Annotated in this window: 24 protein-coding genes; 1 reads left to right on the plus strand and 23 read right to left on the minus strand. The window is 39.1% G+C overall.

What is annotated here, in order from left to right; all coding sequences use genetic code 11:
- Positions 1-64: 64 nt before the first annotated feature.
- The 23 genes from secY to rpsJ form a co-directional block, all read right to left on the minus strand.
- Complete coding sequence (gene secY, locus MKX45_RS00385) at positions 65-1,384, minus strand: preprotein translocase subunit SecY (RefSeq protein ID WP_003129919.1); 1,320 nt, start codon at positions 1,382-1,384, stop codon at positions 65-67.
- A 77-nt stretch (positions 1,385-1,461) separates the two neighbouring features.
- Positions 1,462-1,905 (minus strand): 50S ribosomal protein L15, encoded by a 444-nt coding sequence (gene rplO, locus MKX45_RS00390; RefSeq protein ID WP_003129920.1) that lies wholly within the window; start codon positions 1,903-1,905, stop codon positions 1,462-1,464.
- A 276-nt stretch (positions 1,906-2,181) separates the two neighbouring features.
- The gene (gene rpmD, locus MKX45_RS00395; protein WP_003129921.1) at positions 2,182-2,361 is read right to left on the minus strand and encodes a 50S ribosomal protein L30; all 180 of its coding nucleotides are present in this window, start codon (positions 2,359-2,361) and stop codon (positions 2,182-2,184) included.
- 10 nt (positions 2,362-2,371) lie between these two features.
- Positions 2,372-2,878, minus strand: a complete 507-nt coding sequence (gene rpsE / locus MKX45_RS00400) for a 30S ribosomal protein S5 (RefSeq protein ID WP_003129922.1) — start codon at positions 2,876-2,878, stop codon at positions 2,372-2,374.
- 18 nt (positions 2,879-2,896) lie between these two features.
- Positions 2,897-3,244, minus strand: coding sequence for a 50S ribosomal protein L18 (gene rplR, locus MKX45_RS00405; RefSeq protein ID WP_057720539.1), 348 nt, complete (start codon positions 3,242-3,244; stop codon positions 2,897-2,899).
- A 215-nt stretch (positions 3,245-3,459) separates the two neighbouring features.
- The gene (rplF, locus tag MKX45_RS00410; RefSeq protein ID WP_003129925.1) at positions 3,460-3,996 is read right to left on the minus strand and encodes a 50S ribosomal protein L6; all 537 of its coding nucleotides are present in this window, start codon (positions 3,994-3,996) and stop codon (positions 3,460-3,462) included.
- Positions 3,997-4,212: 216 nt separating this feature from the next.
- Positions 4,213-4,611, minus strand: coding sequence for a 30S ribosomal protein S8 (gene rpsH, locus MKX45_RS00415; RefSeq protein WP_003129932.1), 399 nt, complete (start codon positions 4,609-4,611; stop codon positions 4,213-4,215).
- Between the two features lie 213 nt (positions 4,612-4,824).
- Positions 4,825-5,415, minus strand: a complete 591-nt coding sequence (locus MKX45_RS00420) for a hypothetical protein (protein ID WP_340816705.1) — start codon at positions 5,413-5,415, stop codon at positions 4,825-4,827.
- Positions 5,416-5,565: 150 nt separating this feature from the next.
- Entirely contained in the window at positions 5,566-5,751 is a 186-nt protein-coding gene (locus MKX45_RS00425; protein WP_003129946.1) for a type Z 30S ribosomal protein S14, read from the minus strand.
- Between the two features lie 18 nt (positions 5,752-5,769).
- The gene (rplE, locus tag MKX45_RS00430; RefSeq protein WP_003129948.1) at positions 5,770-6,312 is read right to left on the minus strand and encodes a 50S ribosomal protein L5; all 543 of its coding nucleotides are present in this window, start codon (positions 6,310-6,312) and stop codon (positions 5,770-5,772) included.
- Between the two features lie 19 nt (positions 6,313-6,331).
- Entirely contained in the window at positions 6,332-6,637 is a 306-nt protein-coding gene (rplX, locus tag MKX45_RS00435) for a 50S ribosomal protein L24 (protein ID WP_003129951.1), read from the minus strand.
- Positions 6,638-6,770: 133 nt separating this feature from the next.
- Positions 6,771-7,139 carry a 50S ribosomal protein L14 gene (gene rplN, locus MKX45_RS00440; RefSeq protein ID WP_003129953.1) on the minus strand — a complete coding sequence of 123 codons (369 nt, stop codon included), beginning with the start codon at positions 7,137-7,139 and terminating at the stop codon, positions 6,771-6,773.
- Positions 7,140-7,161: 22 nt separating this feature from the next.
- On the minus strand, positions 7,162-7,422 hold the full coding sequence (gene rpsQ / locus MKX45_RS00445) for a 30S ribosomal protein S17 (RefSeq protein WP_003129955.1): 261 nt from the start codon (positions 7,420-7,422) through the stop codon (positions 7,162-7,164).
- Positions 7,423-7,442: 20 nt separating this feature from the next.
- Positions 7,443-7,652 carry a 50S ribosomal protein L29 gene (gene rpmC, locus MKX45_RS00450; protein WP_003129957.1) on the minus strand — a complete coding sequence of 70 codons (210 nt, stop codon included), beginning with the start codon at positions 7,650-7,652 and terminating at the stop codon, positions 7,443-7,445.
- Positions 7,652-8,065, minus strand: a complete 414-nt coding sequence (gene rplP, locus MKX45_RS00455; RefSeq protein WP_003129958.1) for a 50S ribosomal protein L16 — start codon at positions 8,063-8,065, stop codon at positions 7,652-7,654. The genes rpmC and rplP overlap by 1 nt, the downstream gene beginning before the upstream one ends.
- A 3-nt stretch (positions 8,066-8,068) precedes the next feature.
- Positions 8,069-8,722, minus strand: a complete 654-nt coding sequence (rpsC, locus tag MKX45_RS00460; protein WP_003129960.1) for a 30S ribosomal protein S3 — start codon at positions 8,720-8,722, stop codon at positions 8,069-8,071.
- Between the two features lie 12 nt (positions 8,723-8,734).
- On the minus strand, positions 8,735-9,082 hold the full coding sequence (gene rplV / locus MKX45_RS00465) for a 50S ribosomal protein L22 (protein ID WP_010906302.1): 348 nt from the start codon (positions 9,080-9,082) through the stop codon (positions 8,735-8,737).
- A gap of 15 nt (positions 9,083-9,097) precedes the next feature.
- Positions 9,098-9,376, minus strand: coding sequence for a 30S ribosomal protein S19 (gene rpsS, locus MKX45_RS00470; RefSeq protein WP_003129963.1), 279 nt, complete (start codon positions 9,374-9,376; stop codon positions 9,098-9,100).
- Between the two features lie 159 nt (positions 9,377-9,535).
- Positions 9,536-10,366, minus strand: a complete 831-nt coding sequence (gene rplB, locus MKX45_RS00475) for a 50S ribosomal protein L2 (RefSeq protein ID WP_003129965.1) — start codon at positions 10,364-10,366, stop codon at positions 9,536-9,538.
- Between the two features lie 15 nt (positions 10,367-10,381).
- A complete protein-coding gene (locus MKX45_RS00480) occupies positions 10,382-10,675 on the minus strand; it encodes a 50S ribosomal protein L23 (RefSeq protein WP_003129966.1) in 294 nt (97 codons plus the stop codon).
- Complete coding sequence (rplD, locus tag MKX45_RS00485; protein ID WP_003129968.1) at positions 10,675-11,301, minus strand: 50S ribosomal protein L4; 627 nt, start codon at positions 11,299-11,301, stop codon at positions 10,675-10,677. The genes MKX45_RS00480 and rplD overlap by 1 nt, the downstream gene beginning before the upstream one ends.
- A gap of 25 nt (positions 11,302-11,326) precedes the next feature.
- Positions 11,327-11,950 carry a 50S ribosomal protein L3 gene (gene rplC / locus MKX45_RS00490; protein WP_003129970.1) on the minus strand — a complete coding sequence of 208 codons (624 nt, stop codon included), beginning with the start codon at positions 11,948-11,950 and terminating at the stop codon, positions 11,327-11,329.
- 18 nt (positions 11,951-11,968) lie between these two features.
- Positions 11,969-12,277 (minus strand): 30S ribosomal protein S10, encoded by a 309-nt coding sequence (rpsJ, locus tag MKX45_RS00495; protein WP_003129973.1) that lies wholly within the window; start codon positions 12,275-12,277, stop codon positions 11,969-11,971.
- A gap of 313 nt (positions 12,278-12,590) precedes the next feature.
- Here rpsJ and mscL point away from each other — a divergent pair, with 313 nt between their 5' ends.
- Positions 12,591-12,959, plus strand: coding sequence for a large-conductance mechanosensitive channel protein MscL (mscL, locus tag MKX45_RS00500; protein WP_010906303.1), 369 nt, complete (start codon positions 12,591-12,593; stop codon positions 12,957-12,959).
- The last annotated feature ends 15 nt before the right edge of the window (positions 12,960-12,974 follow it).

The following is a 12,974-nucleotide window of genomic DNA, read 5'->3' on the forward strand; positions in this document are numbered from 1 at the left end:
ACCTACACTATTTTAGCGTATTTTTGCTAAAAAATAAAGAAAAACCTTGTCTAATGACAAGATTTTATTTTGTTTCAAGTGGATTATCCATAAATCCTGCATATTTACGTTTGAGTAAATATCCTTCAAGTTGTTTCACTGCTTGTATAGCAACTTGAATCAAGATTAAGAGTGATGTTCCTCCAAGAGCGACAATTTTTGGAAGTCCCCAAACGTTTTGGGCGGCAATTGGAATGATTGAAATCAAACCAAGGAAGAGCGCACCTACCGTTGCAAGACGCATTAAGAGACGTGATACATACTTTTCGGTTCCTTTACCCGGACGAACAGATGGAATGTAAGAACCTTGTTTTTGAAGGTTTTCAGCCATCTTTTCAGGATTGACCTGAACGAATGAGTAGAAGAATGTAAAGAGCACAATCAATAATGCGTAGAAGAGCATTCCTGTCCAAGTCGTATATGACAAGGCATCTTGTAAAGTTGACAACCAACCTACATTACTTCCTTGCGAACGTTGCAAGAATTGCAAAATCGTAGCTGGAGCAGTTGTAATTGAACCAGCAAAGATAACTGGGATAACCCCAGCTGGATTGACACGAAGTGGCAAATAAGAACTTGTTGGTGCACCTTGAGTCAATTTAGTATATTGAATAGGTACTTTACGTTCTGCTTGTTGAACAAAAGTTGTTACATAAATAATGATAATTGCTGACAATACTAGACCAATGACAAATAACCAAGACATTGGAATTTCTGAAGGTCGAACGTTTAAGAATTTTTCATCATAAACAGATTTGACCGCCGATGGGATACTAGATACAATCCCAGCAAAGATAATTACTGAAACACCTGAACCAAATCCTTTTTCATTAATTTGTTCACCCATCCAAGTGACAACCATTGAACCAGTGGTCAAAATTGCACCAATCATCAAATAGCTTTGCCAATTTGGATTTTGCACAATATTTAACGAGCTCATGGCTTGGAAACCAGCAGTAATCCCGATAGATTGTGCCATAGCAAGCACTAAGGTAATGTAACGTGTCGCTTGATTCAGTTTACGACGTCCAATTTCCCCTTGTTTTGACCACTCAACAAATTTTGGTAAAATGTCCATTTGCAACAATTGAACAATGATTGAAGCAGTAATATAAGGCGAAACCCCCATTGCAAAAAGTGAGTAGTTTTGCATGGCATTACCAGAAACCAAGTTCATCATGTTCAAGAAAGGAAGATTACTTACTTCTGTCAAGTTTTGAACGTTGACGCCAGGTACCGTAATATGAGCACCTAAGCGGAAAACAAAAAGGATGAAAATCGTAAAGAGAATTCTTGCTCGGACGTCCTTGACCTTAAAGGCTTCCTTAAGCGTCTTAAAAAACATAAAATCTCCTTAAAGCGTTTTAATTGTAAATAGACAATAAGCGGTTGAAAATTCAACCGCCAATTGTAGTGTAAAAATTAAGCTTCTTCTACAGAACCACCAGCAGCTTCGATTGCAGCTTTAGCAGCAGCAGATACTTTAGCAACTTTAACTGTAAGTTTTTTAGCTGTCAATTCACCGTTAGCAAGAACTTTAACACCTGATTTAACGTCCTTGATGATTTTAGCAGCTACAAGAGTTTCAGCTGAAACAGTTGCTCCATCTTCAAGACGGTTCAAAGTTTCAAGGTTGACAATAGCGTATTCTTTACGGTTAACATTCAAGAAACCACGTTTTGGCATGCGACGGAACAATTCTGTTTGTCCACCTTCAAAACCAGGACGTACTCCACCACCTGAACGAGATTTTTGACCTTTTTGTCCACGTCCAGATGTTTTACCGTTACCTGATGATGTACCACGACCTACGCGATTACGTACTTTACGACTGCCTTCAGCAGCTTTCAATGAATGAAGTTCCATTTTTTTCTCCTTATTTTGTACCTTGCTGTCGCCTATTTTCCATGTAAGGAACGTGAAAAACAAACTCGCCGATACGTTAATATATTTATTTGCCTGATATCAGACTTCTATTATTTTACTATTTTTCGATTGGAATTACAAGCCATTTCGTCGTTTGCAAATATATTTTATTATTCTAAAAAATAGCAAATAATCTTTTTTTAAGTACTCTAGATTTCTGTCAGTAAAAAAACAATCCTGTCAGTAAAGACAGAATTGTTATTTTTTTAATATTAATTATGCTTCTTCAACTTTTACCAAGTGAGAAATAGAGTTTACCATACCAAGAATAGCAGGTGAACCTTCTTTTACTACTGAGCTGTTGAGTTTACCAAGACCGAGTGCTTTAACAGTTTTGCGTTGAGCAGGGATACGGCCGATTGGTGAGTTTACCAATGTAATTTTAATTTGAGCCATTTTTTCCTCCTTAGGCGAAATCTGATACAGATTTACCGCGTAATGCAGCAACTTCTTCAGCACGTTTCAATTGATTCAATCCATCAACAGTTGCACGAACAACGTTGATTGGTGTGTTTGAACCAAGTGATTTTGATGTTACGTCAGCAACACCAGCGAGTTCGAGGACGGCACGAACGGCACCACCTGCGGCAACTCCAGCACCTTCTACAGCTGGTTTAAGGAGGATTTTACCACCACCGAAGACACCAAGTGCTTCGTGAGGAAGTGTAGTACCTACCATAGGAACTGTAATAAGGTTTTTCTTAGCTGCTTCGATTGCTTTACGGATAGCTTCAGGAACTTCTTGAGCTTTACCAGTACCGAAACCTACGCGACCGTTACGGTCACCAACAACAACAAGTGCTGCAAAGCGAAGACGACGTCCACCTTTAACAACTTTAGTAACGCGGTTAATTGAAACTACGCGTTCTTCGAATTCGCTTTGTTCGCGATCATTTCTTCTGTTTTCTGCCATGTTTAATTACCCCTTTCCTTAGAATTTCAATCCAGCTTCACGAGCTGCTGTAGCGAGTGCTGCAACACGTCCGTGATAGAGGTAACCACCGCGGTCGAAGACAACTTCTTCAACGCCTTTAGCTTTTGCAGCTTCAGCAACGAGTTTACCAACTTCTGCGGCTTGTTCAGTTTTAGTACCAGTCAATTTAAGTGATGAAGCTGATACAAGTGTTGTACCAGTTACGTCATCAATGACTTGTGCATAAATGTTTGTGTTTGAACGGAAAACGTTCAAACGTGGAGTTTCAGATGTTCCTGAAATTTTACCGCGTACACGTGTGTGACGTTTTTGGCGGAGTTTGTTTTTATCTGGTTTAGAAATCACAATTCTACCTCTATATTATTTTAAATTTCGATAGTTTTTGCCATCGATTTTCTTACTGACAGAATTACTAGAATGCTGTCAGCAAGCGGGGAGTTTTTGTCTGTCTAACAAAGTTAGCATTGACAAAATACTGGCAATTTGACAAGTCAAACCACCAATTACGGATAACATTTTTTGCTAAATAAATGTTCAAGTGAACATTATTTTGACAAAAATTATTTACCAGTTTTACCTTCTTTACGACGAACGTATTCACCAACGTAACGGATCCCTTTACCTTTATAAGGTTCTGGAGAACGACGGCTACGGATGTAAGCTGCTGTTTGACCAACGGCTTCTTTGCTGATACCTTCAACAACGATAGAAGTTGGAGTTGCAACAACAAATTTGATGTTTTCTGGTGCTTCAACTTCGTCTTGGTGAGATTTACCAACTGACAATACAAGTTTAGTTCCTTGTAATTGTGCACGGTACCCAACCCCGATCATTTCAAGTGCTTTAGAGAAACCAGTTGAAACACCTTCTACCATGTTAGCAAGAAGGGCACGAGTAGTTCCGTGGAGCATTTTCATTTCTTTAGTGTCGTTTGGACGTTTTACAGTGATTTCGTTTTCAGCGATATCAAGTGTGATGTTTTCGTTGAATGAACGAACGAGTTCACCTTTAGGTCCTTTGACAGTGACAGTTGCACCGTTTACTTCTACAGATACGCCTGCAGGGATAACGATGACTTTGTTACCAATACGTGACATTTTTTTCTCCTGTTAAATTATCAGATTTAATTCAATCTGTTTTCACGGGTTTTAAATCAAAATTTGATTTAAAAGAACTTTTATTTTACTGACAGGCATAAAAATATTTCTGTCAGTAATTTTGACTTACGAAAAATTCGCTTGTCGGTTTAATATCATCAAAAGTCGACATTAAACATTTAGATCAACTCCATCAATGAAGTCTCTCCGAACTAATTACCAGATGTAGGCAATTACTTCACCACCAACATTTGTTTCACGAGCAACTTTATCAGTTACTACACCAGTAGATGTTGAGATGATTGCTGTACCAAGTCCGTTAAGAACTTTAGGAACATCATCAGATTTCACGTAAACACGAAGACCTGGTTTTGAAATACGTTTCAAGTTAGTGATAACTTTTTCACCGTTTTTACCGTATTTAAGGAAAACGCGGATTACGCCTTGTTTGTTATCTTCAACGTATTCAACGTCTTTCACGTAACCTTCAGCTTTGAGGATTTCAGCGATTTGACGTTTGATTTTTGATGCAGGTGCTTCAACAACATCGAATTTACGCATGTTACCATTACGAATACGAGTCAAGAAATCTGCGATTGGGTCAGTCATTACCATAGTGTAATTTCTCCTTATTTGTAGTTTGGGCTTGTTCAAATCCCACTTTCAAATTAATGAGGTCTTTTTCATAAAAAGACCGAACTTAATTAGTATAGCAGAAGTTCCGCACCATGTCAACACTTTTCTTTACAATGTTTTCGGGTGTGTCATAGTTTTTTTAGAATAAAAATTACTGACAGAATTGCCAGTAATTTGTTATAACTTATGAGCTCAAAGTGTGGTATCATTACTTACTTTGTAAAAAAATGCTGTTGGCATAGTATCAAATATTTCTATTCCCTCTTCATCCGTAGTTATTATAAATCTGTCTTTTCCTGAATCTGTCTTATCCACATTCGAGGAATTTGGAAATATTGGCGAATTGTGGGCAGCGGCAAACATAAAGCCCATATGCCTTTTATCATTCAACGCATCAGCAATAATTATTCCATCCTTAGCCATCGGATTTGATATTATTCTCTCATATTCTGGACTAAAAATGATATTGCCATTATTCAAAATAATTTTAGTAGACCCGTCAGCAGTCTGCCCAGTTCCATTCAAGGAAGAATAATTTCCTGATAGAATTTGTGGAACATCTCCAAATCCTTCCTGAGTGGAAGAACTTGAACTTGAGTTTGTACTTGAAGAATTTGAACTACTACTACTTTGACTACTTTTATTATTAATACTCGAAGAGAAGCTGCTTTGTTCAGACTTTTTACTTTCTTTACTGCCACAGGCCGTTAAAACAGTTAAAGTTCCTAAAGTAATTAGGCTAATTCCCACAAACTTTTTAATATTAGCTGATGTTTTTTCCATAAATTCCTCCCGTTTCCTCACCATTATAGCAAATCTATACCTTTAATCCACAATAATAGACTAGCTTTTAATAATTTATCTAAGATACAAAAAAAATTACTGACAGAAATTCTGTCAGTAATTTTTATTCGTTACACGATAATTAACAAATTACCATGAAGCTTTTTTAACGCCTGGCAATTGACCTTTGTAAGCCAATTCGCGAAGACAGATACGGCAAAGTTTAAATTTGCGGTAAACTGAATGTGGACGTCCGCAACGTTCGCAACGAGTATAAGCTTGTGTTGAGAATTTTGCAGGGCGTTGGTTTTTAACAACCATAGATTTCTTAGCCATTTATGTATTCTCCCTATCTTATTTAGCGAACGGCATGCCGAGTTTAGCAAGCAATTCACGTGATTCTTCGTCAGTGTTAGCAGTTGTTACGATAACAATATCCATACCACGAACTTTATCAACATCATCATAGTTGATTTCTGGGAAAATCAATTGTTCTTTCACACCAAGTGTGTAGTTACCGCGACCGTCAAACGCTTTGTTTGAAACACCGTGGAAGTCACGTACACGTGGGAGTGAAACAGTAACCAATTTGTCCAAGAATTCGAACATACGTTCGCCACGAAGAGTTACTTTCGCACCGATTGGCATACCTTCACGAAGACGGAAAGCAGCAACTGATTTTTTAGCTTTAGTAATCAATGGTTTTTGACCAGAGATCAAAGCCAATTCAGCAACAGCTTTATCAAGGTTTTTAGAGTTGTTTACAGCATCTCCAACACCCATGTTGATAACGATTTTATCAACTTTTGGTACAGCCATGATTGAAGTGTAATTGAATTGTTCAGTCAACGCTGGTACTACTTCGTTAGTATATTTTTCTTTCAAACGATTAGTCATATTATTTCTCCTTTCCGCCTTAGTCTAAAATTTCGCCAGATTTTTTGTTGAAACGAACTTTTTTATCGTCAACAACTTTGTAACCTACACGACCAGCAACACCATTTTTGTCGAGCACTTGTACGTTAGAAACGTGGATAGGAGCTTCGATTTCAAGAATAGCACCACTTGGGTTTTCTGAGTTTGGTTTTTGGTGTTTCTTCATGATAGCAACACCTTCAACGACAACTTTATTTACTTTTGGCAAAGCTTTGATTACTTTACCAGTAGTACCGCGGTCTTTACCTGCGATAACTTTAACTGTATCACCAGTTTTTACAAACATGTTTAATTCCTTTCTTACGCCCGATGGGCACCCTAATATTTTGTTACTAGGGGACTATTCTGTTAATAATAACAGTAAAATATGATTCTGTCAAAAAATTTTTCCGACAAAACCATATCTCTATAATGCTTGATTAGAGTACTTCTGGAGCAAGTGAAACGATCTTCATGTAGCCACCTTCGCGGAGTTCGCGGGCAACTGGGCCAAAGATACGTGTTCCGCGAGGAGTTTTATCGTCACGGATGAGCACTGCTGCATTTTCATCAAATTTGATGTATGAACCGTCAGGACGTTTCGCACCAGATTTAGTACGAACGATGACTGCTTTCACAACTTCACCTTTTTTAACTGCTCCACCAGGGGCAGCTGATTTAACTGTAGCTACAACGATATCACCGATACCAGCGAACTTACGTGATGAACCACCGAGAACACGGATAGTCAAAAGTTCTTTAGCACCTGAGTTATCTGCAACTTTCAAACGAGATTCTGTTTGAATCATGCTATATTCCTCCTAGTTTTGCTTAGATAATAACTGCTTCTTCAACGATTTCTACAAGACGGAAATGTTTGTCTTTAGACAAAGGACGAGTTTCCATGATACGAACGATGTCGCCAGTTTTTGCAGAGTTGTTTTCGTCGTGAGCTTTATATTTTTTAGAATAGTTAATGCGTTTACCATAGACAGGGTGGTTACGCTTAGTTTCTACGACAACTGTGATAGTTTTATCCATTTTGTCTGAAACCACGCGGCCTTGATAAACTTTACGTTGTTTGCGTTCCATTTATAGTTTCTCCTGACCTATTATTTGTTCAATTCAGCTTGCACAGTTTTTACACGTGCAATAGTTTTCTTGACTTCATCAAGCTTAGCTGTGTTTTCGAGACGACCAGCAGCAGCTTGGAAACGAAGATCAAACAATTCTTTCTTCAATTCAGCTTCACGAGTTGTCAATTCTTCAACTGACAAAGCGCGCAAATCTTTAAGAAGTGATTTAGTTTCGCTCAATTTCATTACGCTTCACCTCGTTTCACAAATTTAGTTTTAACAGGAAGTTTGTGTGAAGCAAGACGCAACGCTTCGCGTGCAGTCGCTTCATCAACGCCGCCCAATTCAAACATGACAACGCCACGTTTAACTGGAGCAACCCAACCTTCAGGAGCACCTTTCCCTGAACCCATACGCACACCAATAGCTTTGGCTGTGTATGATTTGTGAGGGAAAATTTTAATCCAAACTTGACCGTTACGTTTCATGTAACGAGTCATAGCAATACGAGCTGCTTCGATTTGGCGGTTAGTAATCCAGTGAGATGTAGTCGCTTGAAGACCATATTCACCGAAAGAAATAGTATCGCCACCTTTAGCATAACCACGCATTTTACCGCGGAATTCACGACGGTGTTTTACACGTTTTGGTACTAACATGGATTATTTTTCTCCTTTCACAGATTTTTTAGTAGGGAGAACTTCACCACGGTAGATCCAAACTTTAACGCCGAGTTTACCATAAGTTGTGTCTGCTTCTTCCCAAGCGTAGTCGATGTCCGCACGGAGTGTGTGGAGTGGAACTGTACCTTCTGAATATCCTTCAGCACGGGCAATATCAGCACCATTCAAACGACCAGAAACTTGAGTTTTGATCCCTTTTGCACCAGCGCGCATAGCACGTTGGATTGCTTGTTTTTGAGCACGACGGAAAGCAATACGTGCTTCAAGTTGTTTAGCAATTCCTTCACCAACAAGATGAGCGTCCAAATCAGGTTTTTTGATTTCAACGATGTTGATGTGAACTTGTTTACCAGTAAGTTTGTTGAGTTCTGCACGGAGTGCATCAACGTTAGCTCCTGATTTACCGATAACCATACCTGGTTTAGCAGTGTGCAAAGTTACGATAACTTTGTTAATTGCACGTTCAGTTTCAATCAATGATACTGAAGCATCAGCAAGTTTAGTTTGGATAAGTTGACGAATTGCCAAGTCTTCGTGAAGGTAATCCGCATATTCTTTTTCAGCATACCATTTGGCATCCCAATCGCGAATAACGCCAACACGCATTCCTATTGGATGTACTTTTTGACCCACGTTTTTACCTCCTTATTCTTTCTCAGCTACAACTACAGTGATGTGAGCTGTGCGTTTGTTAATTGGTGAAGCTGAACCTTTGGCACGTGGACGGAAACGTTTCATTGTTGGACCTTCATTAATAAATGTTTCGCTTACTACCAAGTTAGCTTTTTCAAGACCAAAGTTATTTTCTGCATTAGCGATAGCACTATTAAGTACGTTTTCAACTTCTACAGCAGCTTTAGTCGGTGTAAATTTCAAGATTGCAATTGCATCTGCAACACGTTTCCCGCGGATAAGATCGATAACAAGACGAGTCTTACGAGGTGAAACGCGAACTGTTTTTGCAGTTGCTTTAGCTGAAGTAATTTCTGCCATTTTTTTCTCCTCCTATTAGCGACGTGTTTTCTTGTCGTCAGCAGCGTGACCACGATAAGTACGAGTTGGTGCGAATTCACCAAGTTTGTGTCCAACCATATCTTCTTGAACGTAAACTGGTACGTGTTTGCGACCATCGTAAACAGCAATTGTAAGTCCTACAAAGTTCGGAAAGATTGTAGAACGGCGTGACCAAGTTTTGATCACAGATTTTCTTTCGGCGTTGACTTGAGCTTCAACTTTTTTCATCAAATGCTCATCGACGAAAGGTCCTTTTTTAAGACTACGACCCATTTTGCGAGTTTCTCCTTTAAATATTTGTACCACTACCGCTACTAAGGCGGAGTTGGCGGAATTTATAGATGCACTTTCGACATCTCATTAAATTTGACAATAAGTTTTATCAAATTTAACAAGACGCCGAGAAGGCTCTTGTGAAAATAAAGCGACTTATTAGTCGTTGATACGACGAACGATAAGTTTGCTTGATTTTGCTTTCTTGTTGCGAGTCTTGAGACCAAGAGCTGGTTTACCCCATGGAGTCATTGGAGACTTGCGACCAACTGGTTGACGACCTTCACCACCACCGTGTGGGTGATCGTTAGGGTTCATTACAGAACCACGTACTGTTGGGCGGATACCCATGTGACGTGTACGTCCTGCTTTACCAAGGTTGATTAAGCTTTGTTGTTCATTACCTACAACACCGATTGTAGCACGGCAAGTTGAAAGGATCATACGAACTTCGCCTGATTGAAGACGAACGAGTGTATATTTACCTTCTGAACCGAGTACTTGAGCTGAAGCACCAGCTGAACGAACCAATTGTCCGCCTTTACCAGGTTTCAATTCAATGTTGTGGATCAATGTACCAACTGGAATGTTAGCAAGTGGCAATGCATTACCAACTTTGATGTCGGCTTCAGGGCCAGATACAACTGTCATTCCAACTTCAAGGCCTTTAGGAGCCAAGATGTATGATTTAACACCGTTAGAGTAAACGATCAATGCGATGTTTGCAGTACGGTTTGGATCGTATTCAATTGTAGCAACTTTAGCAACAACGTTGTCAGTTGTACGTTTGAAGTCGATTACACGATATTTACGTTTGTGACCACCACCGTGGTGACGAACTGTGATACGACCAGTGTTATTACGACCAGCTGTTTTGCTCATGCTTACAAGCAAGCTCTTTTCAGGAGTACTTGTAGTGATTTCAGCGAAGTCGCTACCAGTCATGTTACGGCGACCGTTTGTGGTAGGTTTGTAAACTTTAATTCCCACGATTTTCCTCCTCTATTATTCTGCGTCTTCGCCGAAGATTTCGATTGTTTTAGAATCTTCAGTCAAAGTAACGATAGCTTTTTTGTAGCCTGATTTAGTACCAGTGTATTTACCAACTCGTTTAGATTTTGGTTTAACGCTGATAGTATTTACTGAGGCAACTTTTACACCAAAGACAGCTTCAACAGCTTGTTTGATGAGAAGTTTATGCGCACGTGAATCTACTTCGAAAGTATATTTCTTTTGATCCATTGCAGCCATAGAAGCTTCAGTAATGATAGGTTTACGGATGATATCATAAAGTGACATTATGCAAGAACCTCCTCAATTTGTGTCAATGCTGATTGAACCACAAGGAGTTTGTCAGCAGAAACGATGTCAAGTACAGATGCTGAATTAGCAGTTGTAACTTTCACGTTTGCAAGATTACGTGCAGAGAGTTCTGCAAATTCGTTACCTTCGTTTGGAAGAACCACAAGAACTTTACGTTCGATTGAAAGTGCTGAGATTACTTTTGCAAATTCAGCAGTTTTTGGAGCTGTAAAGTCAAGTGTGTCAACAGCGATTAATTTACCATCAGCAACTTTTGTTGAGTAAACTGATTTAAGCGCCAATTGACGAACTTTTTGTGGAAGTTTGTAAGCGTAGCTACGTGGGTTTGGACCGAAGACAGTACCACCACCACGCCATTGTGGAGAGCGGGTAGAACCTTGACGAGCACGACCTGTACCTTTTTGACGCCATGGTTTTTTACCACCACCAGACACAGCAGAACGATTTTTGTGTGCGTGTGTTCCTTGGCGAAGGCTAGCGCGTTGTGAGATTACAACGTCGAATACGACTGATTCGTTTGGTTCGATACCAAATACTGAGTCGTTAAGTGTAACTTCACCAGCTTGTGAACCATCTTGTTTAAATAATGATACTTTTGCCATTATAGATTTCTATCTCCTTTCCTTCTTATTTAGCTTTGATTGCTGATTTAACAACAATCAATGATTTCTTAGCACCTGGGACATTACCTTTTACAAGAATAACGTTCTTTTCAGGAAGCACTTGTGCGATAACAAGGTTTTGTACAGTAACGCGTTTGTTACCCATACGTCCAGCAAGTTTTTTACCTTTTGGAACTTTGTTAGCTGCAACAGGACCCATTGAACCAGGACGACGGTGGTAACGTGAACCGTGGGCCATAGGACCACGTGATTGACCATGACGTTTGATTGGGCCTTGGAAACCTTTACCTTTAGAAGTTCCGGTAACATCAACAACATCTCCGGCTGCAAATGTATCAACAGTGATTTCTGCTCCTACTTCAGCGCCTTCGAGTCCTTTGAATTCACGAACGAAGCGCTTAGGAGTCGTATTAGCTTTAGCAGCATGACCTTTGGCAGGTTTGTTGGTCAAAACTTCACGAAGTGTATCGAAACCAACTTGAGTTGCTTCGTAACCATCTGTTTCAACAGATTTTACTTGAAGAACTGTGTTAGGAGTCGCTTCGATCACAGTAACAGGAATTAATTCACCGTTTTCTGTGAAGATTTGAGTCATTCCCACTTTTTTCCCTAAGATTCCTTTTGACATGAGAATTACCTTTCTTAATTAGAGTTTAATTTCGATGTTTACACCACTTGGCAAATCGAGTTTCATAAGTGAATCAACAGTTTTTTGTGTTGGTTCGATGATGTCGATCAAGCGTTTGTGTGTACGCATTTCGAATTGTTCGCGTGAGTCTTTGTATTTGTGAGTCGCGCGGATAACAGTGTAGACGCTACGGTCAGTTGGAAGTGGAATTGGACCACTTACTTCTGCGTTTGTACGTTTAGCAGTTTCTACGATTTTTTCTGCAGCTGCATCAAGGATACGATGTTCGTATGCTTTTAAGCGAATGCGAATTTTTTTAGTTGCCATTTTTTCTCCTCTCGTCTATTGTATTCAATAGGCTAGCTCCACGGGAAAACCGACACGTTAGGTATGGCAATACCTTCGGGTGTGTCGCAACCTCTCGTTTCGTCGCTACATACTGTTTTTAACAGCACTTGTCTATTCTATCAAAGGAGATGTGGCTTGTCAAGGACTTTTTAGACTTTTTTTCATTCTTTCTAAATCTTTTTTGGTGAATGAAGGAATTTACTAAAAATGACAAGAAAGCTTACTTTGTCATCTTTAAACTTTTTGATATAATTTGTTTAAAGGATTTATAATCTATTATATAGGAGGATTTATGTTAAAGGAATTTAAAAACTTTATTTTACGTGGGAACGTATTGGACTTAGCCGTTGGGGTTATCATCGGGGCAGCTTTTACTGCTTTAGTTAAATCTTTAGTTGATAACTTGATTAATCCGTTAATCGGAATGTTTGTTCAAAGTACTGCTCTTGCTCATTTGTCAGTAACTGTTGGAAAAACAAAATTCACTTACGGTGCTTTCTTAAATGATGTCATTAATTTCATCATTACAGCCTTTGTTATTTTCATTCTTATCAAATTCATCAACAAACTCTTCCCTAAAAAAGAAGAAACTGTCGAAGAACAAAAAAACGAAGAATTGGAAACTCTCCAAGAAATTCGCGATTTATTGAAAAAACAATAAAAAAATTACTGACAG

It is taken from the genome of Lactococcus sp. FSL W8-0209, from assembly GCF_038006585.1.
Classification (GTDB): Bacteria; Bacillota; Bacilli; order Lactobacillales; family Streptococcaceae; genus Lactococcus; species Lactococcus lactis.